Below are 23836 nucleotides of genomic sequence, written 5' to 3'. Positions count from 1 at the left end.
ATTTACGTATCAGTAGAACACGACCTGTTTACGCTTATTCAGGTACGGAAAACGATTTTTTCACACGCAGTATCCGTATCCATCGGCTCATACTGACTAGTCACTTTTTATTATGAACAAGACGGTGAACAGACGACAGTTTCTCACCACAGCCGGTTTGTCGGCACTGGCACTGTCTGTCGGGGCCAATAAACTGTTTGCGTATGGGGCAAAGCCGTCAGGCTTAAAAATCGCTTACTCGGCCATTACCTGGGGCGGCAATGACGCGCAGGCCATCACCGATCTGTCTACGCTGGGCTACCGGGGTATTCAGTTGCGGGCTAATACGTTTGGCCCTTATAAAGCCAAACCGTCGGAGTTGAAAGCCCTGCTCGATCAGCATAAATTGACGCTGGCTATGTTCTCGAGCGGCAACGTGGAGATCGACCCTGCCAAGGAGCAAAGCACCATCGATATGCACGTGGCCCACGCCAGTTTTGTGAAAGCCTTAGGCGGTTCGGCGCTTCAGATGACCAATACACTGCGCCAGAAAGACCGGCTGCCCACAACCGAGGAGCTGAAACGGCTGGCCGTTGTTATGAACGAAATTGGCAAGCAAACCGCCGATCTGGGCGTTCAGGCGACGTACCACAACCACATGAACCAACTCGGTGAAACACCCGAAGAGGTGGACATAATCGTGCAGACGCTGAATCCGAAATACACGAAACTCCTGCTCGACATTGCTCACTACAAGCAAGGCGGTGGTCAACCCGAGAAGGCGGTTAAACAGTACAAGGGCATCATTCATGCCCTACACCTGAAAGACACCATGTCGCCCCTACCCGACAAGCCCAACGACCCGAAAGCGTACAAATTTGTTGAGCTGGGTCGTGGTAATGTGGATGTTCCGGCGGTTTTTAAAGCGCTGGATGAGATTAACTTCAAAGGATGGGGCATTATTGAGCTGGATGGTGTGCCGGAAAAAGATAAAACGGCTGCCCAATGCGCTCAGATCAATAAAGACTACATTACGAAAACACTCAATTTCCCATTGTAACTGACTTTAATCCGCTATTTTCGACTAAGAGAACCGTTAATTAGTTTGCGATTCACTAAGTCACAATTTGCTCAGTTACCTACTAAATATTCATGAAACAACTCCTTTTGACAGGGCTCCTCCTGACTACGCTGCTCGCTGCCGAAACACCACAAACGCCGAACACGCTTACCACAAAAGAAAAGAAAGACGGCTGGCAACTGCTTTTCGACGGAAAAACGACCAGCGGCTGGCGGGGAGCTTACCAAGACAAATTTCCCCAGAAAGGCTGGGATGTTTCGGATGGTCTGTTGACCATTCAGCAATCCGATGGCTCCGAATCGCAAAGTTACGGCGACATTTTAACCACGAACGAGTACGGTGATTTCGACCTTATGTTCGATTTCAAGCTGACCGAAGGGGCGAATAGTGGCGTTAAGTATTTTGTGGTCGAGAATTATCCGAAACCGAAAGGATCGGCCTTCGGACTGGAATTTCAGGTGCTGGACGATGATAAACACCCGGATGCAAAGCTTGGTCGCAATGGTAACCGCACGGTTGGCTCACTGTACGATCTGATTCCGGCCAAGGAAAAGCAGGCCCACCCAATTGGCGACTGGAACACGGGACGCGTTGTCTCGAAAGGTAAACACGTCGAGCATTGGCTGAATGGTAAGAAAGTGGTGGAATACGAACGGGGTAGTGACCAGTTCCGGGAGTTGGTAGCTATGAGCAAATACAAAACGCCGGACTACAATGCCAACGGTCGATTCGGTGAAGCACCGAAAGGTCACATCTTACTACAAGATCACGGCAACAAGGTATCATACCGGAACATTAAAATCAAAACCCTTTAAAGATGCCGGATAACAGACGTTAGATTCTCAGGGCGCTTGTCTTTGTGTAGTAGCTAACGTCAGACCCTAACATCCTGAATCACATGGAAAACCGTCGTGAGTTTATAAAAAAATCAGCACTGGCTGGGCTCGGCATGAGCTTTTCGGCCAGTAGCTACGCCCGCATTTTAGGTGCGAATGACCGGGTCCGCGTAGGAATCATCGGCTTCTCGGATCGTTTCCGTCAATCGCTGGCACCTGCATTCGCTGAACATGCCAAAGCGCAAAACTTTGCGTTTGTCGGCGTTTCAGACATCTGGAGCCGTCGTCGCGATGAAGCCGAAGAGTACTTAAAAGGTAAGGGCTTAAATGACAGTTCATTCTTCAAAGCCCGGAACAACGACGAACTGCTCGACCGCAAAGATGTTGATGCCGTTATCATCAGCACCGCCGATTTCCAGCACGCTCTGCATTGCGTAGCAGCTGTTGAGTCGGGACGGGATGCTTATTGCGAAAAACCGTTTGCCGAAGCGCTCGACGATGCGCGCAAGGCCGTTAAAGCTGTTGAAAGCTCCAAAAAGATCGTACAGGTTGGTTCGCAGCGACGCTCTGCCCCAAACTATCACTCGGCCAACGACTTTATTAAATCGGGCAAGTTCGGTGATATTACGATGGTCGAAATGACCTGGAACGTCAATCAGCCTGGTCGCTGGCGTCGGCCCAAGCTGGTATCCGAGATCCGGAAGGAAGATACGGACTGGGATCGCTACCAACTGAATCGCCCGAAGACGGCTTGGGACCCGCGCAAATACCTCGAATTCCGGTTGTTTTATCCCTACTCGTCCGGTATTCCGGGTCAGTGGATGTCGCACCAGATCGATACGGTTCACTGGTTCAGTGGATTAGATCATCCGCGTTCGGTCGTTGCCAATGGTGGCGTATATAGCTGGAAAGATGGCCGCGTCAATGCCGATACGTTCACGGCGGTATTCGATTACGGCCCTGACAACGACAAAACCAAAGGATTTCAGGTGCTTTATTCCTCCCGGATGAACAACGAAGCGGGCGGGGTTAAGGAATATTACTACTCGAACGGCGGTATGATCAACCTCGATACGAACAAGATTTCGCCGGAGGGTGGCCTGGAAGCTAAATATGCCAAAGACATGAACATGCAGGCGAATTTACTGCCTACTATGTCGCTTGGCCAGGGGGCAAAAATGGAAACCTCCGCCAACACGGGTGGTGATCCGATGACCTCACTACACATGCTCAACTGGATGGAATGTGTACGCAGTCGCAAGGAGCCAAATGCCCCCGCCCGCGTTGGGTTCAATCACTCGGTCGCTAATATCATGGCGACAACGGCCCTGCACACAGGCAAACGCGTGACCTGGGATTCGACCAAACAGGATATGATTATCAGCTAATTCTGGATGTATGATATAGTATGTATGATGCATGATGTATTTTGACTGAGACATCATATATCATACATACTATATCATATAGTTTTCAGCAGTCCTGCGCCGATCTGGCAGTTCAGGCACTTTTTAACGGAACAGAATTCGTTATGGAGTTCGATAGCAGCCTGCGAGTCGAAAGCCGTGCGCATACCCAAACCAAGTTCCTCCCAACCGTCGGTCAGGCGGTTTTTTTCAGTTGGCAATTGCTCTAGTAAACCAATGGCCCGATCCATAAAAGCGGGCTGCCCCCGGTGATTGGCATAAGCCGCCAGCAACGGCACAACGGTATTGATCACGATCGTTGCCGCCGAGCTGACACCTAACGTAGGCACTACTTTATCCGTTGCTTTCCCAAATCGATAGTGTGAATGCCAATAACCGGATGGGGCCAGTTGAAGGGCCTTCAGTAAAGCCTCCGCATCGCTGGTGCCGATAAACAGCGAAAATAAACTGGCATGATGGGTCAGCAAGCGGGCCAATTGAGCCAGCCGTAACGTTGGGAAATTGGCCGGTCGCAAACGGCCCCACTTCCAGGCATGAGCCGCCACCTGTTTATCGATAAGCCCGTATTTAGCCGATAGAAACCGATACTCGCGCTGAAGCATGGTTACGTACTCGTCTGGCTCGTCCTCGCTTTCGAGCAGGCCCGCCGTACCGAACAGCATGGCTTCGGCCTGGATCAACACATCGCGAAGTTTCAGAATCGATTTCAACGGTATGGCCCGGCTAAGCTGCGCCATCGGTTCCGCATTGATCTTAAAGCCCATATTGATGGCGAGTAAGCGGTAAGCCGTCTCCTCCCAGTCACCATTCGTTTGCTCAAATACCGCATGCACACCAGCCGCTTTACGTTCTAAACGCTGAAACATCGCCTTATCGAGCATGGCAGTCACACGCAGCGGCTGAACCGACCGAAACTGACCAGCGCACGGGATCGAATCGATTGATTCAGCCAGTAGTTTAAAACGATCGATCAGGATAGCGTCAATCAATGGGACAACTTCCAGCGTTGGCAACGGTGTGCCATTAGTCCGATCCACCCGACGACCAGTAGCTATTCGATCGTCCTCCCAGACAACGTGCAGAATGACATTATCATAGGCCCGGTCGTTCTGATGCCGATGCACCAGCCAATCCGATGTACGGCTGTGCATCTCGACCGTTCCGCCCCATTCGACGTTATTGATCAGCAACCGGGCATTGAAAAAATCGGGACCAGAATCCAGATTACGGAAGCCGGGATGCAGTACCTGCACCGATTCGCCATCGGTAGTGGTCAGGCTGTTTGTCGTGAAATATTGGTACTGCCAGATGAAATACAGAAAAGCTTCGGGCACAGCGAAAGAACATTGACGGTAGATAGTAGCAAGGCTCGTTTTCGGTTCAGAGGATACTCAAAGGTAAATAAACTATTTACAAATTAGTATATACTAAACAGTAGATTGCGTAGTTGTACTTTTGCAGAATACCCTTGCCTGATTTTATGGATACATTTTCGCAGAAAGTCGTTTGGATCACGGGAGCTTCATCGGGTATCGGCGAGGCACTTGCCCTTCATCTGGGAAAACAAAACGCGAAACTCGTGTTGTCAGCCCGTCGCGTTGACGAGTTGCAACGGGTAGCGGCTCAAACGGGCCTTCCCGAATTCGATTTACTAGTATTGCCGATGGATATGACCGACGTTGATCGCTTGCCTGATCATGTAGACACCGTACGTCAACGGTTTGGGCGAATCGACTACGTTTTTCAAAACGCCGGAATTACTCAGCGAAGCGCGGTTGCTGACACGGCGTTTGCAGTGTATAAGCAATTGATGGACGTGAATTTCTTCGGCGTCGTGGCAATGACGAAAGCCGTGTTGCCAACGATGCTAGCCCAAAAGAGCGGGCACTTCGTCGTGACGAGTAGCGTAGCAGGGAAACTGGGCACAAAACAGCGTTCGGGCTACTGCGCGAGTAAACACGCACTGCACGGATTTTTCGACTCATTACGGGCCGAAACCTACAACGCAGGTTTACACGTCACAATCGTTTGCCCCGGTTATATTAAAACACCGATTTCACTTCACGCACTCAATGCTGATGGGCAGGTTCACAATAAAATGGATGCCAATCAGGCACAGGGCATGAACGTCAATACATTTGCGCAACGGCTTTTGCGGGCAGTGGCCAAGAGAAAAGAGGAAGTCTATATTGGCGGGTCAGAAATCTACGGCATTTACCTCAAACGATTCCTGCCAGGTCTGCTTTCGCGCATTCTGCGCAACCGGGAAGGTGCTTAAAAGTGAGGTCCCAACGAACACAAGACTGATTATCGCCATTGTGTTCGTTGGGACCTCGTGTTCAATCAGACTTATTTACCGCTAACGGCAACACCTTTGCTTTTTCCGGCCTGATCCATGTAATCTACGGTCAGGTGGCAAAGCGATTTCATACCCAGCACAAAGCAACCTTCATCAATTTGAAAATCGGGGGTGTGGTGGGGCGCAGCGTCTTCAAGCTTTTTGCCCTTCGTCATCCCTCCCAGGAAATAGAAAAAGCCCGGAATTTTTTGCTGGAAGAATGAAAAGTCTTCGGCACCCGTCTGAGCAGGCGTCAATTTGATGTTGTTTTTTCCGGCTATTGCTTCCAGCGTCGGTACCATCTGATCCGTCAGTTTAGGGTCGTTGTACGTAACCGGATACATCACATCGATCTTAACCTCTGCTTTTGCCCCGGCACTCTCGGCAATGTTCGTAGCAATTTCATTGATCCGGCGGTGGATCGTTTTCTGCATTTCATTGTCCAGCGAGCGAATGGTGCCAATCATGTTCACCTCTTCCGGAATGATGTTCTGCCGGATACCGCCGTGAATGGCACCGACCGTCACGACAGCCGCATTTTCGGTAAGGGGCAGGTTCCGGCTAACGATGGTCTGTAAACCCATAACGACCTGCGCCGACGTTACGATGGGGTCAACGCCTGACCACGGCGCAGCACCATGTGTTTGTTTCCCTTTGATCTTAATGGCATACGAATCGACAGCAGCCATCGTTGCGCCAGGCCGGTATTTGATCGTACCGACTTCAGTTTGCGAGTTGATATGCAATCCGAAAATAGCATCTACTTTGGGGTTTTCGAGCACGCCTTCTTTGATCATCAGATAAGCGCCACCTTCTTCACCCGTTGGTGCGCCTTCTTCGGCAGGCTGGAAAATAAACTTTACCGTTCCTTTCAGTTCACTTTTCACCGACGCCAGTACTTCAGCCGCACCCATCAGCATGGCTACATGGGTATCGTGTCCACACGCGTGCATAACGCCCGTTTGCTGTCCGTTGTACTCCGTATGTGCTTCCGACTTAAACGGTAAATCGACACGCTCAGTTACGGGTAATCCGTCCATGTCGGCTCGTAGCGCAACCACGGGACCGGGCTTACCACCTTTGAGCAATCCGACAACGCCCGTTTTACCAACGCCGGTTTTTACTTCGATACCGAGCGACTGTAAGTGAGCGGCAATTTTAGCGGCTGTCTGAAATTCGCGGTTACCCAGTTCAGGGTGCTGGTGGAAATCACGGCGCCAAGCGACTACTTTTTTTTCAAGGCTTTCCGCTGTTTTATCCATTCGCGCATTTAAGGCTGTCGTCTGTCCTGAAACCGTGTGCGTGGCTAAACCACTTAATGCCATAGCGGCTACAAATAATGGATACTTTGTCATCAAATTGTTCAATTTTTATAATTCCTACGCTAAAAATGCAATTTATGGTTAATCCATATATACTATCAAATTTTCCTCCTGATTAATTCTTTTTAATAGACAATATCAAAAATAACAAAATAATTCATCCCTCAACTAACTATCTTGATGGTTATAGTATCAGTATTCTATCGTTAGTATTTTTCAATTTCGTTTTAAAATAATGATGGCGTACATAGATATACGATGGACACTTAGTCGGTGTTAGTTGGAAAGGAACCATAGCGTGTATCGACGACTAACAGAGGCAATCCAAACTGGTAGTGATACGTGATGTCACTTCATTTGCTCCGGCTTTCGATTAACATGAGTTGGGTATAAATTCTCAGAACAAGCGGGGCCTTGCGCAACAAAGTAGACAGAATTCTTTCATTCAAAGCAGCCGATCATAGCTGTTTATAACTGAGATAAGCAGTCAGGCATGAACTATAGGTACAGTGCACAGACCTGCATAAAATAAAACAGAGGGGTAATACCGGTCAAATTCCATCCAAGCAATTTGTAGTCTTCTAATTGATAGTTACTTAAATACACAACAAGGCATCGTCCTTAAAATGTACAATTAATAACCCAATGAACATGTAATAATATACACTTATTTGAAGAATATTATATTATTTTTTTTATCTTTTACCAATATATATTCTAATATATGTGTAAATATTAGAATAAAATAAAATTAAATATACATTAAAAATTATGCTTATTGTTTTTCGCTTCTTGCTCCCTAAGTGTTTCTATCATTTTATCGAAAGTCAATTAGTGCGTGGGCTCGTAAAAAAGAGAGCACAACAAGAAACACAGCTCACTTCGTCAATCAACTGCTAACCAGCCTATTATAGCAGGTAGTCACTGTAATTCCGTTCGAATTTTCAGCCATCCACGCTAACTAATTGGTATTATATCGTATCGATGTCAGCAAGAAACAGCGTGCTAAAAACTTTGAAAGACTACATTTTATCCTGTTTTACAAGGCATATTAAGTAACCAAAAAATTTCATTAATATCTTGTACGACACGAATTTCAACTTTTTAATCAAATTCGCTTCGGCAAAGATGATTTATCGGAATATTACAAAAAAAAGCAAGTCCCGATAAACATTTTACTAATTCGAACACTAACTTTGTATCCCCGTTTCCGGGATTGTGTTATGTTTTTAACTTATACTGTTTTATGCACAAAATTTTATTGGGAAGCTGGCTGCTTTCGCTGCTTTTCTGTTTGCCAGTGCTGGCACAGGATGTAACGGTTAGTGGCCGCGTCACTTCATCAGATGATGGTTCTCCTTTACCAGGAGTAACTGTACAGGTAAAAGGTAGCCAACGCGGTACGACAACGGATTCGCAAGGAAGCTATCGACTAAATGCTCCGTCTAATGGAACACTAGTTTTCAGTTTCATTGGGTACACAACGCGGGAATCTGCCATTGGCAATCGCACAACGCTCGATGTCGCGCTGGCAGGTGATTCAAAAGAACTGAACGAAGTAGTCGTAATCGGGTATGGTACGCAGCAGCGTCAGCGCGTAACATCTTCGATTTCGGTCGTGAACGGAAGTGCTCTTGCGAACCTGGCAACGCCTAGCTTTGACCAGCAGTTGGCTGGCCGTGCAGCTGGTGTACAGGTGTCGACCCCGTCGGGTGTATTGGGTCAAGCCCCCGTTATCCGGATTCGTGGTACAAACTCAATTTCGTCGGGTTCTAACCCATTGATCGTTGTTGATGGTATACCGCTTATCACAGGAAACCAGAGTGGTGTTACGCCAACGAACCCATTAGGCGACATCAATCCACAGGATATTGAATCGTATGACATCCTAAAAGATGGCGCGGCTACAGCTATTTATGGTTCGCGGGCCGCTAACGGTGTGATTCTGATCACAACGAAAAAAGGTAAGAAAAATACAGGCGTTCGTGTAAACCTTGACATTCAGGGGGGTACGTCGGTCGCTCGTAAGCGGCTCGATTTATTGAACGCGCAGGAGTTTGTTGCCATCTCTAACGAAAAAAGTGCAAATTCGGGTGGCGCGACTATTGCGGCCATGGATGCCAATAACACCGAAACAGACTGGCAGAACGAAATCCTTCGGACGGGTACCTCACAGAGCTATAACCTGAGCATTTCGGGTGGTGGTGAGAAGACCACCTATTATTACTCGTTAGGATACAACAAACAAGTGGGCGCTATCCGGCCCAACGATCAGGCTCGTTTCTCGTTCCTGACAAACATCGACCACACCCTCAACAAGTTCATTTCGGTTGGGGCTAAAGTTCAGGTAGCGCGTACCACAAACAACGGTTTGAATACGGGCTCAAGTGCGCTTTCAGGGAACCTGACGGGTGCCGCCCGCCTGTTTCCAAACGTACCGGTCTACGATGCAACCAATGCTACCGGTTATAATCTCTCGCCGGATGGTTCGGTTCTAGGACGTGGTGCCAATACGCGGAATATCGACAACAACTACACGAACATTCGTTTTGTCATCGACAACAACAAGTTCAATGCGGTAACGACCCGTATTTTACCAAGTGCTTACGTGTCGATTAACCCGTTTCCAGGCTTAAGCCTTCGTACACAGATCGGTACGGATTATACCGGCGTTCGCAGCTTCCAGTCGTGGGACCCTCGTCATGGTGATGGCCGTGGCAGCAATGGTTTAGTTAGTCAGGTATCTCGGGAAGTATTGCGCTGGAACTGGCAGAACGTCTTGAATTTTGACCATGATTTCGGTGGCCACAATATCAACCTGACGCTGGGTACAGAATTCCAGAAAACGACGACCTCGTCATTCACAGCCGGTGGTCAGAGTTTCTCGGATTTGTTTTTCCTGCAAAATGGTCTGATTTCAGGAGCTTATGCGACTCAGACGTCGAGCGGTACATACGTGCCGAATGGTTTTGATTCTTATTTCGGTCGTATTCAGTATAGCTATCGCGACAAATACTTAGCGTCGTTCAGCGCTCGTAATGACGGACTTTCGTCATTGCCAATTGCCAACCGTCGTGGTACGTTCAAAGGTGGATCGCTGGGCTACCGTCTGTCGCAGGAGGATTTTTACAAGAACTCCAGCGTAGGTCGAGTGATGAATGACATCAAAATACGGGCTAGCTACGCCGAAGTAGGCAACACCGATATTGGATCATTCCCATACGTAGGTACGTATGGTTCAGCTCAGTATGCTTCGCAGAACGGTATTGGCTTCAACCAGGCTGGTAACCCTGAACTGAGATGGGAACGCAGCCAGAAAGAAGATTACGGGATCGACTTGGGCTTCCTGAACAACCGGATCACAGCTAGTTTCGATTATTTCCGGAACAACATCGATGGGTTGATTCTTGCAGCACCAACACCAAGTTCGCTGGGTATTCCCAACAACTCGATCAACCGGAACGTAGGATCGATGATCAACAAAGGTTTTGAAGCTGCCGTGAGCGTTGAAGCAGTCAATCACAATGGTTTCCGCTGGAACGTGAGCGCCAACTTCACAGGTCTGAATAACAAGGTAACAGCGTTGAACAAAAACAACGAAGGCGTCGATCAGGACATTATTTACACCTACAACATCAACCGTGTAGGCGAATCGGTTGGATCGATCTACGGTTACCGGTATGCTGGTGTTAACCAATCGAATGGTAACCCAATGTACTACAAGGCCGATGGACGGATTGTACAGCGGGATATTGTTTCAACCGGTTATTCATACTTTGATCCAACGGCTCCGAACAGCCTGACCAATACGAGCGGTGCGGCCCTGAGTGCAACCAACGACCGTGTTATTCTGGGCAATACGAACCCAACATACTACGGCGGTCTGACCAACTCGTTCAGCTACAAAGGGCTTGACCTGGAAGTATTTGTTCGCTTCTCTGGTGGCAATAAGCTCATGAACGTAACGCGTCAGGAAACGCTGTTGAATAACGATTTCAACAACAACGGTCGTGAGATCCTCAATCGCTGGCAGAAAGAAGGCGACGTAACAGACGTACCAAAGGTGTATCTATCGAAGAGTGGTATCATCAACCAAACGGGTGTGGCCATCAGTCGATTTGTTGAAAACGGTGACTTCATCCGTATCCAGAACATCGTTTTAGGCTATACGATCCCAAAAACGGTACTGCCCAAAGGAGCGTTTGCCCTTAGCACAGTCCGCGTCTATGCGCAGGTTCAGAACGCATTCACCTTCACCAAGTACAAAGGTCTGGATCCTGAAGCAAATGCGAATGGTGACACGAATAGTGAGTTCGGTATTGACTTCAACACCAACCCACAGTTGCGGGTGATGACGTTCGGCTTAAACATTGGTTTTTAAAACGAATTATTCCATGAATTTTAAGAATAAATATATACTAACACTACTGGGTGGGTCGCTTATCATGGCTTCCTGCGACGTGAATAACCTGGAACCGCAAACGGCTCTTTCTGAGACCACTGCGTTCCAGACGCCCGATCGTATTGCGCTGGCAGTAGCGGGTGTTTACGATGGTGGTCAATCCGGATTCTATGCCGGTAATGTCGTTCGTGGTTACGCGTTTGGTGCTGCTCACCTGGAACAGGGTGACATGCGTGGCGAAGATATGGCCCTAGCGGCTACCTTCTATGCGGTAACGTATCAGAACAACTACGACCCTACACAGCCAAACAACGTTTATTACTGGCAGAATGCGTACGCCATGATTAACCGGGCGAATGTTGTTATTGCCGGTCTGAAAACGGCTACTGTATCGGCCTCTCTGACACAGGCTCAACTGGATGCCTATGAAGCAGAGTGCCGGTTCCTGCGGGCCATGGCACACCACTATCTGGTTGTTAACTTCGCTCGTCCTTTCAGCGATAACCCAACGGCTGCCGCTGGTGGTGTTCCTTACCGTACAGCCGCCGTTACGGGAGGGAGCACGGTAGATGCAGCCATTCAGCAGGGTCGCAATACGGTATCGGAAACCTACGATAAGATTATCGAAGACCTGAACTACGCGGAAGAGAAACTGCCTGATACGCGCACCGGAAACCTGAAAATAACCCGGGCAACCAAAGGCGCAGCGATTGCTCTGAAAACGCGGGTTCGCCTGCACCAGAACAACTGGGCAGAAGTGATCAGAGAAGCCAATAAACTGGTTCCAACATCGGCTCCGTTCACAAGTTCAGTAGGATCTTATGCGCTGACATCCAGTCCACTGGGCGCTTTCGGCTCAGCAAATAAGAGCAATTCGGAGTCAATTTTCTCAGTTGAGAACAACGATGTCGACAATGCTGGTACCAATGGTGCACCTGCCTCTATGTACTCGGCAGTGAGTGCGAACAACGGTCGGGGTATCATCCTGATTAGCCCAATTTTGTGGAACCAATCGTTTTTCCCATCCACTGATTTGCGTAAATCCTCAACAGCTATTGCATCGGATACACCAGGTTCGGCAGGTAAAGGTGGTAACTTCACCCGCAAGTATCCAGACGTAACGACAAAGACAGAAAACGCGCCGATCATCCGGTATGCCGAAGTCTTGTTGAATCTGGCTGAAGCATTGTCTCGTACAAGTACGGGTGTTGATACACGGGCACTGGCTCTGTTGAGCGCCGTACGCAACCGGTCGGTAACTGATGCCGCCAATCAGTATACGACGGCTAGTTTCGCAACGAACAAGAACCTGACCAGAGCGATCATCAATGAGCGCCGGCCTGAGTTCCTGGCTGAAGGTCTGCGTTGGTTAGATATTCACCGGTTAGCTCAGGATGCCGATTTCAAACAGGCTGATGGTATTCCAGCGAAAGCAGATATTGCGATTACGAACTTTGCTCCGCTATATACAAACAATCCTGCAACTACTTTCAGATTACAGGCGGGTATCCCTTACAGCGACTTCCGCTTTCTATGGCCTATCCCAACGGAAGAAATTGCAAATAATCCCGTATTGGCTAAGCAGCAGAATCCGGGTTATTAATCGGTTTTCAGTACTGTTTTTAGAAAGGCTCCCCAAACGTTTGGGGAGCCTTTTTGTTAGTAACTATATGGCGTTGATTGCTGTTCCTAAACGATTCCTCTCACTATGAAAATCGGCGATACACACAACTATCGATATTTATTTTCCCAACAGGACGTTCAAACGTTCGCGACGTTGACGGGCGATGATAACCCACTCCATCTCGACGCTGACTATGCAGCCACGACGCCCTTCAAGCGTCCGATCATGCACGGCATGTTAAGTGCCAGCGTATTCGCGAAAGTGTTTGGCCGCGATTTTGGCGGATCGGGTGGGGTTCATCTGTCACAACTGCTCGAGTTCGTCCGGCCCATGTATCCGGATGTTGACTACGAAGCCCGCTTCGAATGTAAATCGATCGACACCAAACGACACACGGCGGAGATCAGTTGTACGGTCGTTGATCCGGCCACGAACAAGACGACACTACGCGGAACCGGCATTGTCTTTCACAAAGAGATGTTCTCGTGATCCTCATGGACAGGTGCGCCTGGTAAAGTGTGAGAAACGAGGACAAACTCGTATTTTAGAGAAAAGTTATCCAACCGCATGAAGAGCCTACGTACTGCGCTGTTTACAAAACTTACTTACGTCGGCTGCATTTCTCTGCTGCTGATCTCGCTCACTGTACAGGCGCAAAGCCGCTTGAGTCAGCGTCAGCCACCACGTGACTGGCCCTACCTCGATCCGACCACCGATTCGATAGCTGGCATCAGTTTATACAAGGCGTACGATTTCCTGAAAGGTCGACCATCAGTTCCGGTTATCGTGGGGGTAATCGATTCGGGCGTCGATGTAGCGCATGAAGATTTGCGGGATGTGATCTGGAAAAACCCCAACGAAACACCCGGCAACAGTACCGACGACGACAAAAACGGGTATACCGACGACGTGAGCGGCTGGAATTTTATGGGGGCCAAAGACGGAACCACCTATGAGTACGATCAGCCCGAAATTACCCAAACCTACATTCTCCTGAAGGCCAAGTACGATCAAGCTGATCGCGCCAAACTCTCTCCGTCCGAAAAACGCCAGTACGACACGTATCAATCGGCAAAAAAAATATTTCTGCCCCGCTACCGGGCAGCACGGCCTAAACGAATCGCCTTCGCCGATACAACCCTGTTCTGGAAAGCCGCCAATAAAATTGCCTCCCTCCTACCCGATAGTGGCCTGACGCAACAGAAAATTCGGACCGTCGACGTGGGTAACGATTCGCTGGCGCTCACCGTGCGCGGTCTGCTGGCCAATGCCTATACTCCAGCCTATGGCTCATTCGCAAACTACGGACAACTGATCAGGAAGAATTGGGTACGGTTTCGGACGATAACGGCCAGCGATGCCGAGATTGCATACAATCCGGACTACAATCCCCGTGCGGCCATTGGCGACAATCCAGCCGATCCAACCGAACGCTATTACGGCAGTCCAACTTTAGTGATCGGGCAATCGCAAGAACTGGCTCTTCATGGTAGCCATGTCGCGGGGATCATCGCGGCCAAACGCGGTAACGACATCGGTATCGATGGTATTGCTGATAACGCCCGTATTATGACCGTTGCGGTCGTTCCGGCCAATGGCGATGAGCGGGATAAAGACGTGGCCAATGGTATTCGATACGCTGTCGAAAACGGGGCAAAGGTCATTAATATGAGCTTCGGCAAGCGGTTATCACCTTTCAAAGAGCAGGTCGACGCGGCTATTCGCTTTGCCGAAGAGCATGATGTGCTGATTGTCCATGCTGCCGGAAACAATGGGGAAAATTTCGACTCGATTCCCGCTTACCCATCGGCCCGATACGAGAACGGGAAAGTAGCCAAAAATGTCTTGGTAGTGGGCAACAACACCTGGCGTCTTGACGAACGACTGGTTGCAGGTTCATCGAACTACGGGGCGCAAACCGTCGATCTGTTCGCGCCCGGCACCGACATTTTATCGACCGTGCCCAATAACAAATATGCCGTTTTTTCAGGAACCAGTATGTCGGCTCCGCACACGGCGGGCGTAGCGGCTCTGCTCCGCTCCTATTTTCCGGATTTAACGGCGGTGCAGGTTAAAGAAATTCTTAAGAAAAGTAGTTACAAGCCAAGATTCACTGTTCATAAACCTGGCTGGTCGGGGCAGTCGGTTCCGTTTACCAGTCTAAGTAGCACGGGCGGGTTGCTTAATGCGTACGAAGCCGTGAAGATGGCCGCTTCGAAAAGTTTCTGAACCGCCGGGCGGCCCGGCGGTTCAGGCAATTACCAGGCCACCTCCTGCTTATCGTGCCAGAACTTACCACTTTCTGACTGGGGTGCTTCGGTGGCTAGCCACACAATCGTTTCGGCCCCTTTCTCGACTGACCGGGAGGCATTTTCTCCACCCATGTCGGTACGCACCCAACCCGGATCAACGCAGTTCACGGCAATGTTCTGGTCCCGGAGCGCACCCGCGAACTGTTTCGTTACTGCGTTGAGCGCCGTTTTCGAGATGCTATAGGCAGGCGCGTATGTGTCCATATCGTTCAGCGCACCTGCCCCACTCGACACGTTAATGATCCGCCCGCCATCCTGGCTTTTTTGCAGGTATTCTAAAAAGTCCTGAATCACCATAATTGGCCCGCTAACGTTCGATTTAAGCGTACGGTCCAGTAACTCGGGATTCAGTTTCACGATCGTTTCGCCGTGATCTTCCAGTATACCCGCGTTATTCACCAGAACATCGAGGTGATCGGCCTTCTGCGAAAACGTACCACAGGCATTTTTTATACTAACTGGGTCAGTCACGTCGAGCTGTATAAAAGTAGAATCGTAACCAGCCTGGCACAATTCTTCAGAGGCTTCCCGGCCTTTGGCAATGTCACGGGCACCGATAAAAACGGCAAACCCACGCTGAGCGAGTTGTCTGGCTATTTCTTTGCCGATACCCTTATTGGCTCCCGTAATCAGAGCTGTCCGTTGGTTTTCAGTTTTCATAATCGAGGTCAGAATAGAGCGTGATGTGTACCAAACGTACACCACTCGTCGTTCGTTTATCTACTCCGCTAACCAGAAAAATGTTTACAGAAAAACAACTGCATGCTCATCCTGACTACCGTATACTCATTGGTGTTTCCATATTTAGTACCTTACCGACTAATCTTACAGAATCGATTAAATGACTAACTCCCCTATGAAATCGTTGTGTGTTCTGCTGGGTCTTGGCCTGCTGGTGCCAGTCTTGGCCGACGCGCAAAATCCAGTAACTCAACCATCAACGACAGCACCCAGATCAACCACGAGTAGTGCAACGAGTCGCCCTTCGGTGCGCCCGCCTGCCACCCGAGCCGCCGAGTTGAACGCATCGACCACGCCTACGTCAGCAAAACCGAATCGACAACAGGAATTATATGATCAGTATCATGGCATAACAAAGAAACCAACACCAATACCACCAGTACCGGCAACCAGTGAACCGACGCCCCAGGCCACCCGACCTGAACCGGTGGTTGCCAGTGTCCCGGAAAATGCACCGGTAGCTGACCAGCGTGCAACGATTCGGATTGGTGCACGCGCTGGCGTTACTTACCCAATCTACTTCGAAGAAATGGCGGGGCGCGATCCGGTTGTTGGTTTCGTGGGTGGCGTGGTAGCCCAATTTGGGCGCGGTACATTCTCGTTCCAGCCAGAGGTAAACTACAGCCGCGTAAAAACGAAACAGACGTCAGCATTTGGTACATTCAACGGCTCAGCGAATCAGTTCGTTGTCCCGTTATTTCTTAAAATTTCGTCGGGTACGTTTGACGGAAACCGCTTCTTTCTGAACATTGGCCCGTACGGATCATACCTTTCGAGTGCCAGCGTGAACGGCGTGAAGCAGAGTCTCGACAATACGATAGGTCGTTTCAGTTTTGGGGCAGCCGCTGGTGTTGGCACCATGCTGAAAGCCGGACCGGGTCATGTAACGATCGAAGTTCGGGGATCGTACCAACTCGGGGACAACGTAAATGGCTTCAGTACAGCCTCTAAAACGATACTTGGCGAGGGAACAATTGGTTACGTATTTCCGCTTGGCCGTTAATTTTTGTGATTTCTCATAGAGTGGGTTTCAAAATGGCGATGACTGCTGGTCATCGCCATTTTCGTTTCGTAGCATCCGGAAAGAACGTTCACTACCTGTTACACGTAGGCTAAACTACAGTTCCATAACCAGTCGGCATTCGCATCAGTTGCATCACGATTGGATGGTGATTTCGGACGACTATCGGCAAAATAACCCCCATTGTTGCGTTCACCGATTGATTTAAGGGGAGCCGATGCCAAAAATACAGACGTTTGCGCTCCTTTTTCGGGCGTACGCATGAACGGCCCGGCCACGCGGAGCATCTGCCCTATGAAGCCCGGCGTATCACCCCCAAAATTTGTTCGGACAGCACCGGGATGTACGGCATACGACGTAATCCCCGTTCCGGCGAGTTGCTTGGCCGCTGCTTTTGCGAACAGCAGATTCGCCAGCTTATCGTCGCCATAGGCAGACCACGCCGACATGGTTTCGATACGCCGGAAAAAACGGGCTTTCCGACCGAACGCATGAGCCGCTGACGATAAACTGATGATGCGTACATCGCCCGTTTCGGACGCCGTTTTTTTGAGCAGATCCAGCAGATGGTACGTCAGGATAAAATGCCCGATGTGATTGCCATAGAACGATTTCTCGATACCGTCTGCGGTAAATTCAATGGTAGCGGGTGTATAACCGGCATTATTGATCAGCACATCGAGCCGTTGATAATCGGTCTTTATTTTCTCGGCCACCCAACGAACGGACTCCGCATCCGCTAAATCAGCCAGCAATAGATCAACCTGAACCGCTGGGTTTGCTTTTTGTATGTCGGCCTGGGCCTCGCGACCTTTCTGTTGATTGCGGCAAACCAGAATAAGATCGAACGAGCGTTGCGCCAGTGCTTTGGCCGTAGCTAATCCCAGGCCCGAATTGGCGCCCGTTATAAGGGCAGTTTTGATTCCCATGAAGACAATATCCTGTGAGTAACGGTTTATTTTCAGTATGTTGGCATCAGCCAACCACTAGATAGTAAGCCGTAATTTATCGGTTTTGTTCATGACTGCTTCCGGATTCTCGACATACCCGTTGCTTCCTGCGACGTTATGGACGGATTGCCCGCATAGGTGATGGTACTAACCCCATCAGCTGATGCCGACAACGTTTCCGTAACATGAATAGTCGCCTGGCTAGCGCTCTCCAGCTTAACGTCGGCCCGATTGATGGTCAGTCTGGGAGCGTCCAGCCGGCCAGCTGCTGTTAGTTGTATCACAGCACTGGTTGCGGTTCCCTGAATGCTGGCCTTCGATCCTTCCTTGACCGTTAACGTCAGTTTTTTCGTTGTGATCGGTGCGGTTAGCGCACTACCCGTTTCTACGCTTAGCGTGAGATTGTCGGCTACAAGAGGCAGTTCCGACGTAACCACGCAGCCGGTACTAACCAGCACCTTATCGAGTTTTGGCACATGGATGGTAACCGTGACAGCCTTCGTCTGTTTGGCCGTGATTTTCTCATTGAGCGTAACAGTCAGTTCGCCGTTTTTCACCTGAGTCAGCACGTGTTCGAGCACATTACTCTCTCCCTCAAGTTCGGCCTGTTGCGCGTTGCCTGACGTAATAAGCACCCGCATACCGACACGCACGGTTAGTTTGCTGAAACTACCGATTGTGCGTTGCTGCTTCACAAGCTGACCATTGCCAACAAGCTCACCCTGGGCAGTGGCGGGTTGATTCGAAAGGACTAAAAAGCCAAGAAAAAGGCCAGTGATTACTGTTTTCATACCTGAATTAGCTAGTGATTTATAGACTGAAAGATACCATTAACGACTAAATCGTTGCATCCTGCGCAGGAATTATACCTGACCTCAACCAACAACAAAAACGGAGTCCGTGGCAGGACTCCGTTTTCAATTTCTAGCATGTGCGCTGGGCACGGTACGTATGGTTTTTATCAAAATAGCAGTTTCCAACCGTTAAAAAAGAGATCTTTTCCAGGCTGCCCTGACCATTGTTTAGGCGCATCATCTACGTCAGACACATACGTGTCTTTTTGCATCACAATGGCCGAAATGCCTTCTTTGGCCAATGAACGGCAAATATCTTTGGTGGTGGCATCACAGTTGCCGATCATCAATCCGATGGTTTCGTTGTCAGTTTTCATAGCGGTCAGTTTTTATATTGTTTGCACATACAATAAATTTCACAAATACATTACAGGCCCTCGCCCAATGCTTGGGTCGCCTTGAAAACCTGTTGTGTCAGCTGGCAGATGTTGTTCTCGCCAATGGCTTTCGAATACCGGGCGCCCACCCGATCCCAGGCCTGAGCAATGGCGGGCTGTATAGCCTCACCTTCAGGCGTTGGGTAAATCAGCGTTTTCTTTCCTTCCGACTCACGCCGAACCAGTTGCTTTTGCTCCAATTTTTCCACCAATCGTGTAATGGTCGACGGTGTCAGGTAAAGCGTTTCGCTCAACTGTGACGGAGATATCCCCGGCTGACCGACAACCTCACACAACAGATAAGCATGGGAGTAGCACATGCCAAATTTCCCGAACTCTTCATCACCAATGGCGGTAATGGCCCGAGCCAGCGCATTGGCCGAAAACAGCAGACAGGCACTAAACCGGGTTTCGGCTTTTTCTTCCTGTACTACGTCGTTCATAATCGTCATAACTCTTCATTCAGATTGGTGAAACAAAGGTATCCCATCTTATTTGTATGTGCAAACAAAAATTATAAAAAGTTTGTCTTTACTGCTTATCGTACGTTCGTGGTGCGTTACCCATTCGTACCGGGTTGCTTCGATAAATCCGTTCTCTTTCGTTTCTTTACGGTATGTCGATCTTCAAAGCAGCCATCATCGGTGGCGGAAACATTGCCGATACAAATCATATCCCGGCGCTCAAACAGCTAGCCGAACAGGTAGAACTGGTGGCCGTCTGTAGCCGCGACCTGAGCAAAGCCCGTACGCTTGCCGACAAACACGGCATTGCTCACGCCTTTGCCGACACGGCTACGCTTTATCGAGAATGCGCTCCCGACATCGTCGTAATCTGCACGCCAAATTACTTACACCACCCACAGACGATGGAAGCACTGGCCCACAATTGCCACGTGTTCTGCGAAAAACCACCCGCCCTCACGGCTCAAGATGCGCGCGAGATGGCCAAACTAGCCACTGAGAAAGGACGGGTGTTAGCGTATAATTTTCAGCTTCGGCAAACGAGCGAATGGGAATTATTGATGCGCTGCAAAGCCGATGGTTTGCTGGGCGATATCTATCACATCAAAGCCCATTTTCTGCGTCGGCGGGGTATTCCGGGATGGGGTTATTTCACTAACAAGGCTATGCAGGGTGGTGGTGCCCTGATGGACCTGGGCGTTCACGTACTCGATCTGGCCCTGTGCGCACTCGACTATCCGACACCCGACCAGGTTCTGGGGAACACCTACGATTTTATCGGCAAGGCGGGGGGTAAAGGACTGATGGGCGACTGGAATCCAGCTACATTTGAGGTCGACGATGCGGCTACAGCTTACCTCTCTTTCCCGAACAAAGCGTCGATTATGCTATCGGCCTCGTTTGCCCTGAACACGCAACAGGACAAGGACCGGAATCTGGAACTCTTCGGCAGCAAAGGTGGTGTGAAGCTGTTTCCCTTTTCGCTACACACCGAACTAGCGGGCGAACTGGCTGATGTCCAGTTTCCATATCTGGAAGAGGTTGATATCCAGTTGAAAAATACAGCCGCTTTTCTGGACGCCTGCCACGGAAAACCGTCCACCGTGTGCACCGCCGAACAGGGTGCTATTTTACAGGAGATAGTCGAACGGATTTACCAGTCGAATCGATAATAATTGTGGCTAGCTGACGCGGGCATACTATCGTTAACTAGCCACAAATTAATTACTTCATGGGTAAATGCACTTCGGCCAGCATACACCGGGCTGATCCGCCCCCATTACTTTCGATTACGGGCAGATCGAAATGGAGCAGTGTGGCGTAATCATCCAGTTGATCGATCTGTTTCGGAGTTAGTGACTCGAACGCACGGGTTGACATGACCAGTAATTTCTGGCCTTTCTGCGACTGAACCATCAGCATGTTGCCAGCGAAACTGGCCATTTGCTCCAGTGAAATGTCGATGATGCGCTTGTTAAGTTTTTCCAGTTCCTGACGGATCATCAATCGCTCGTCGGGATTGGTTATGGCAGCTAGACATATCACCGCAAACTGATCGCCGATACACATCAGCACGTTGGTGTGGTAAACCGCTTTCCCATCAGCATCTGCTGCGTGGAAGGCCACCGTCCGGTAACCCGTCTGGCGAGCAAATTCGGCAAGTACATCCGGATGGGTCCGGGGAGAGAGGCAGGCAAAAGCAACCCGGTTCATTCGGTCGAGTACCATACTGCCGGTTCCTTCGAGAAATTTACCGTCCGCTTCAAAATGGGTCAGATCGACGACACGAGCAACATGATACCGCTCACCCAGGTCATTGATGATATCGGAACGACGTTCGAGACGACGGTTTTTAGCCTGCATTGGGTAGAGTACAACCGTACCGCTGGCGTGGAATGATACCCAGTTGTTCGGAAAAATCGAATCCGGCGTATGCGGCTCATCCGTATCCTCATACACCGTCACATCAACCCCGGTGGCCTGAAGCTGGCGCGCCATTTCATCAAATTCGCGCTGGGCATCTTCCTGAGTTGCATCGTTCGTCTGCGCAGCCAGTTTACCATCCTGAAACGCATTTGATTCGGCTGTTTCGGGATTGAATCCGAAATGAGCCGGACGAATCATGAAAATTCTTGACGTTGCCTGTGATTGCATGAATTAATGGGTTAATCTAAATTAGGTAGCAAATTACACAAATCATTGCAAACAGCACCGCCAGAATTTGCTACTTCGTTCGGGTAAAGCTGGTTTCGGTTCTCATACGTCATCGCGCAACAACGGCAGGCTCATGCAATGCGAGCCACCCCTGGCTCTCGATAATTCGGCGGAGGGCAGCATGATAAAGGTGTTTTCGATCGTTTCCGGCGATGACTCGCCCCGCTCAAAACGATCCAGCAAGTTGGCGGCACCGATGACCTCAAATCCAGCTTCGCGAAAGGCTTCGGCGGTCTTTTCGTTCCGGTCGTAGCCAATGACAACGCCATCTTTCAGGGCCAGCAGATTACAGGAATCCGTCCATTGCTCCCGCGCTCCGAACGGAAACTCGTTATTACCCGAATAAATAAACCGTACGGGTTCCGTAGCGCCCAGATCATTTTTGCTGATGTCGGTCAGCAAGTCTTCGAGGTTTTCGATTTCGATCGGTTTGTGTTCCAGCCCTTTGATGAACTGTAGAATTTTCAGGTCTTCGGATACATCTTTCGGCGCGAAGAAATGAATAACATCCCGTTTTCTGGCTTCATCACCCGTGCGGGCCAACGTGCCCAACAGCACCCACACATTCCGTTTTACCTGCGTGAACACGGTATCGATGTGCATGTAATCGCGCTTCTTCGGAATTTTAAGGACCGTAACGGTATCGACCAGATTCTTGTCGAAGACCAGCCGCATGACCTGCTGAGCCGCGTAGAGTGTCGTTCGTTCACTGACGCCAATCAACAGATGACGTTTAGCGATCATCATCACGTCGCCCCCTTCGAGCGTTGAGCGGGTAACATCGCGGTTTATGTCAGCATCCGGAAGCAGGAACGCGTGTTCGTTGTCGGGGATCTCAATGATCTTATCCTGATAATCAGCAAACAGCGGGTGATTAAAGAAAATATACTGAGCCAGCAACGCTTCCCGAGTCCGGGCTAACTTGGCGGGTTTGTTGAGCAGGATATGGTCGTTTATGACGATGCCAATGTCGCGCGTGAAGATGAAGTTAGGCAAGGGCGCAAACAGCATCGTCAGATCGGGCAGTGTGCCCGAGATCATGATCTTGGCCAGCTCCGCCGGATCGTATTCGTTCAGTTGCTGCTGGGTTCGAAACGATGTCCGTTCGATACCGCAAATGGCCGCGATCAGCCGGGTGCGAATGGACTCGTCAGCCAGGATATCGGCCAGTAACCGCTGGATGTCGATTACGTTGTCGGATTTAAAATAATCAGCATGATCGGGCTTAAAAAACGATCGGTCGGCGTGAGGCCCCAGATCGGCTACTTTGCCCTTAATTTTATCAGGATCTAAAAAATACAACAGAATCTTAACGTAATAATCGTACTCATCCCGGCGCATCATGTCGAGATGAACGATGTCCTCGAAGAGCCAGTCCTGCGCTTTCGAAGGCACCACTTTTCCTAATCCCCGGTCGGGGCTGTGAATAAGCAAGCGCTTAAGGGTACCAATTTCAGACGAAATAGCAATGCGTTGTGGGGGAAGCGAGTGACCAGCATTTTGTGTTTTTATCCGTTCGGCAACAGCATTATCCGTTTGGTTTTTCATACGCAAATCTGGACCCGGTTAATATCGGGCTCAGATTTGCAAGGTACGGTTTTGGTTGAGGAAATGAAACCAGTGAACGAAGCCCCCACCGGACAGGCGTAGTGGGCTACTCTCGCTGACGAACCCACTAGCGGTCTCTTCTCTCTTAAGAAAGTCCTACATCATATATGACCGTTATCATGTAACTACGTCTTAATAAATGGCATAACTTTTGAGACGTGAATGCCATCCGTTACTTGTTAACCTAATTTAGTCTATCTGTACCATGTATATACAATATAACCTGTACCATAGACAAACGAGAGCTACTTTCCGGATAACGCGGTACGTTCCGTAACGTACAGGT

At 49.6% G+C, this 23836-nt stretch carries 19 protein-coding genes; 10 read left to right on the top strand and 9 right to left on the bottom strand.

What is annotated here, in order from left to right; translation table 11 throughout:
- The first annotated feature begins 112 nt into the window (after positions 1-112).
- From GK091_RS05500 to GK091_RS05490, 3 genes are all read left to right on the top strand, one after another.
- On the top strand, positions 113-1039 hold the full coding sequence (locus GK091_RS05500) for a sugar phosphate isomerase/epimerase family protein (RefSeq protein ID WP_164035601.1): 927 nt from the start codon (positions 113-115) through the stop codon (positions 1037-1039).
- Positions 1040-1131: 92 nt separating this feature from the next.
- A complete protein-coding gene (locus GK091_RS05495) occupies positions 1132-1875 on the top strand; it encodes a 3-keto-disaccharide hydrolase (protein WP_164035600.1) in 744 nt (247 codons plus the stop codon).
- Positions 1876-1958: 83 nt separating this feature from the next.
- Complete coding sequence (locus GK091_RS05490) at positions 1959-3284, top strand: Gfo/Idh/MocA family protein (protein ID WP_164035599.1); 1326 nt, start codon at positions 1959-1961, stop codon at positions 3282-3284.
- 74 nt (positions 3285-3358) lie between these two features.
- On the opposite strand, the gene GK091_RS05485 is transcribed toward GK091_RS05490, so the two are convergent.
- Positions 3359-4657 (bottom strand): DUF2851 family protein, encoded by a 1299-nt coding sequence (locus GK091_RS05485; RefSeq protein WP_164035598.1) that lies wholly within the window; start codon positions 4655-4657, stop codon positions 3359-3361.
- 146 nt (positions 4658-4803) lie between these two features.
- Here GK091_RS05485 and GK091_RS05480 point away from each other — a divergent pair, with 146 nt between their 5' ends.
- Entirely contained in the window at positions 4804-5601 is a 798-nt protein-coding gene (locus GK091_RS05480; RefSeq protein WP_164035597.1) for an SDR family oxidoreductase, read from the top strand.
- Positions 5602-5672: 71 nt separating this feature from the next.
- Here the strand turns inward: GK091_RS05480 and GK091_RS05475 are convergent, their stop codons facing one another.
- Positions 5673-7016, bottom strand: coding sequence for an amidohydrolase (locus GK091_RS05475; protein WP_164035596.1), 1344 nt, complete (start codon positions 7014-7016; stop codon positions 5673-5675).
- Positions 7017-8229: 1213 nt separating this feature from the next.
- On the opposite strand from GK091_RS05475, the gene GK091_RS05470 reads away from it, so the two are divergent.
- The 4 genes from GK091_RS05470 to GK091_RS05455 all read left to right on the top strand — a co-directional run bounded on the left by GK091_RS05470 (position 8230) and on the right by GK091_RS05455 (position 15238).
- Positions 8230-11364 (top strand): SusC/RagA family TonB-linked outer membrane protein, encoded by a 3135-nt coding sequence (locus tag GK091_RS05470; RefSeq protein ID WP_164035595.1) that lies wholly within the window; start codon positions 8230-8232, stop codon positions 11362-11364.
- Between the two features lie 13 nt (positions 11365-11377).
- Positions 11378-12988 carry a RagB/SusD family nutrient uptake outer membrane protein gene (locus GK091_RS05465; RefSeq protein WP_246202145.1) on the top strand — a complete coding sequence of 537 codons (1611 nt, stop codon included), beginning with the start codon at positions 11378-11380 and terminating at the stop codon, positions 12986-12988.
- Positions 12989-13093: 105 nt separating this feature from the next.
- Positions 13094-13498: a MaoC family dehydratase gene (locus GK091_RS05460; RefSeq protein ID WP_164035594.1), complete on the top strand. Its 405-nt coding sequence runs from the start codon at positions 13094-13096 to the stop codon at positions 13496-13498.
- 78 nt (positions 13499-13576) lie between these two features.
- The gene (locus GK091_RS05455; protein WP_164035593.1) at positions 13577-15238 is read left to right on the top strand and encodes a S8 family serine peptidase; all 1662 of its coding nucleotides are present in this window, start codon (positions 13577-13579) and stop codon (positions 15236-15238) included.
- 29 nt (positions 15239-15267) lie between these two features.
- Here the strand turns inward: GK091_RS05455 and GK091_RS05450 are convergent, their stop codons facing one another.
- Positions 15268-15981 carry an SDR family oxidoreductase gene (locus GK091_RS05450; protein WP_164035592.1) on the bottom strand — a complete coding sequence of 238 codons (714 nt, stop codon included), beginning with the start codon at positions 15979-15981 and terminating at the stop codon, positions 15268-15270.
- A gap of 196 nt (positions 15982-16177) precedes the next feature.
- Between GK091_RS05450 and GK091_RS05445 the strand changes: the two genes are divergently transcribed.
- Entirely contained in the window at positions 16178-17065 is an 888-nt protein-coding gene (locus GK091_RS05445; protein WP_164035591.1) for a porin family protein, read from the top strand.
- A 98-nt stretch (positions 17066-17163) separates the two neighbouring features.
- Here the strand turns inward: GK091_RS05445 and GK091_RS05440 are convergent, their stop codons facing one another.
- From GK091_RS05440 to GK091_RS05425, 4 genes are all read right to left on the bottom strand, one after another.
- Entirely contained in the window at positions 17164-18012 is an 849-nt protein-coding gene (locus tag GK091_RS05440) for an SDR family NAD(P)-dependent oxidoreductase (protein WP_164035590.1), read from the bottom strand.
- 89 nt (positions 18013-18101) lie between these two features.
- Positions 18102-18824 (bottom strand): head GIN domain-containing protein, encoded by a 723-nt coding sequence (locus GK091_RS05435; protein ID WP_164035589.1) that lies wholly within the window; start codon positions 18822-18824, stop codon positions 18102-18104.
- 170 nt (positions 18825-18994) lie between these two features.
- Positions 18995-19204 (bottom strand): hypothetical protein, encoded by a 210-nt coding sequence (locus tag GK091_RS05430; protein ID WP_164035588.1) that lies wholly within the window; start codon positions 19202-19204, stop codon positions 18995-18997.
- 50 nt (positions 19205-19254) lie between these two features.
- Positions 19255-19707, bottom strand: a complete 453-nt coding sequence (locus GK091_RS05425; protein ID WP_246202144.1) for a MarR family winged helix-turn-helix transcriptional regulator — start codon at positions 19705-19707, stop codon at positions 19255-19257.
- A gap of 173 nt (positions 19708-19880) precedes the next feature.
- Between GK091_RS05425 and GK091_RS05420 the strand changes: the two genes are divergently transcribed.
- A complete protein-coding gene (locus tag GK091_RS05420; RefSeq protein ID WP_164035586.1) occupies positions 19881-20900 on the top strand; it encodes a Gfo/Idh/MocA family protein in 1020 nt (339 codons plus the stop codon).
- A gap of 52 nt (positions 20901-20952) precedes the next feature.
- Here GK091_RS05420 and ctlX read toward each other — a convergent pair whose 3' ends face one another.
- Positions 20953-21882, bottom strand: a complete 930-nt coding sequence (gene ctlX / locus GK091_RS05415) for a citrulline utilization hydrolase CtlX (protein WP_164035585.1) — start codon at positions 21880-21882, stop codon at positions 20953-20955.
- A 102-nt stretch (positions 21883-21984) separates the two neighbouring features.
- A complete protein-coding gene (locus tag GK091_RS05410; protein WP_164035584.1) occupies positions 21985-23490 on the bottom strand; it encodes an arginine deiminase family protein in 1506 nt (501 codons plus the stop codon).
- Between the last annotated feature and the right edge of the window lie 346 nt (positions 23491-23836).

The organism is Spirosoma agri (genome assembly GCF_010747415.1).
In the GTDB taxonomy this organism is placed as follows: Bacteria; Bacteroidota; Bacteroidia; order Cytophagales; family Spirosomataceae; genus Spirosoma; species Spirosoma agri.
This window is presented reverse-complemented; position numbering and strand designations above follow the sequence as displayed.

Excerpts from the sequence above, each read along its gene's own strand:
- GK091_RS05500 (WP_164035601.1), top strand. The coding sequence starts at position 113 with ATGAACAAGACGGTGAACAGACGACAGTTTCTCACCACAGCCGGTTTG.
- GK091_RS05495 (WP_164035600.1), top strand. The coding sequence starts at position 1,132 with ATGAAACAACTCCTTTTGACAGGGCTCCTCCTGACTACGCTGCTCGCT.
- GK091_RS05490 (WP_164035599.1), top strand. The coding sequence starts at position 1,959 with ATGGAAAACCGTCGTGAGTTTATAAAAAAATCAGCACTGGCTGGGCTC.
- GK091_RS05480 (WP_164035597.1), top strand. The coding sequence starts at position 4,804 with ATGGATACATTTTCGCAGAAAGTCGTTTGGATCACGGGAGCTTCATCG.
- GK091_RS05475 (WP_164035596.1), bottom strand. The coding sequence starts at position 7,016 with ATGACAAAGTATCCATTATTTGTAGCCGCTATGGCATTAAGTGGTTTA.
- GK091_RS05470 (WP_164035595.1), top strand. The coding sequence starts at position 8,230 with ATGCACAAAATTTTATTGGGAAGCTGGCTGCTTTCGCTGCTTTTCTGT.
- GK091_RS05465 (WP_246202145.1), top strand. The coding sequence starts at position 11,378 with ATGAATTTTAAGAATAAATATATACTAACACTACTGGGTGGGTCGCTT.
- GK091_RS05460 (WP_164035594.1), top strand. The coding sequence starts at position 13,094 with ATGAAAATCGGCGATACACACAACTATCGATATTTATTTTCCCAACAG.
- GK091_RS05455 (WP_164035593.1), top strand. The coding sequence starts at position 13,577 with ATGAAGAGCCTACGTACTGCGCTGTTTACAAAACTTACTTACGTCGGC.
- GK091_RS05450 (WP_164035592.1), bottom strand. The coding sequence starts at position 15,981 with ATGAAAACTGAAAACCAACGGACAGCTCTGATTACGGGAGCCAATAAG.
- GK091_RS05445 (WP_164035591.1), top strand. The coding sequence starts at position 16,178 with ATGAAATCGTTGTGTGTTCTGCTGGGTCTTGGCCTGCTGGTGCCAGTC.
- GK091_RS05440 (WP_164035590.1), bottom strand. The coding sequence starts at position 18,012 with ATGGGAATCAAAACTGCCCTTATAACGGGCGCCAATTCGGGCCTGGGA.
- GK091_RS05435 (WP_164035589.1), bottom strand. The coding sequence starts at position 18,824 with ATGAAAACAGTAATCACTGGCCTTTTTCTTGGCTTTTTAGTCCTTTCG.
- GK091_RS05430 (WP_164035588.1), bottom strand. The coding sequence starts at position 19,204 with ATGAAAACTGACAACGAAACCATCGGATTGATGATCGGCAACTGTGAT.
- GK091_RS05425 (WP_246202144.1), bottom strand. The coding sequence starts at position 19,707 with ATGAACGACGTAGTACAGGAAGAAAAAGCCGAAACCCGGTTTAGTGCC.
- GK091_RS05420 (WP_164035586.1), top strand. The coding sequence starts at position 19,881 with ATGTCGATCTTCAAAGCAGCCATCATCGGTGGCGGAAACATTGCCGAT.
- ctlX (WP_164035585.1), bottom strand. The coding sequence starts at position 21,882 with ATGCAATCACAGGCAACGTCAAGAATTTTCATGATTCGTCCGGCTCAT.
- GK091_RS05410 (WP_164035584.1), bottom strand. The coding sequence starts at position 23,490 with ATGAAAAACCAAACGGATAATGCTGTTGCCGAACGGATAAAAACACAA.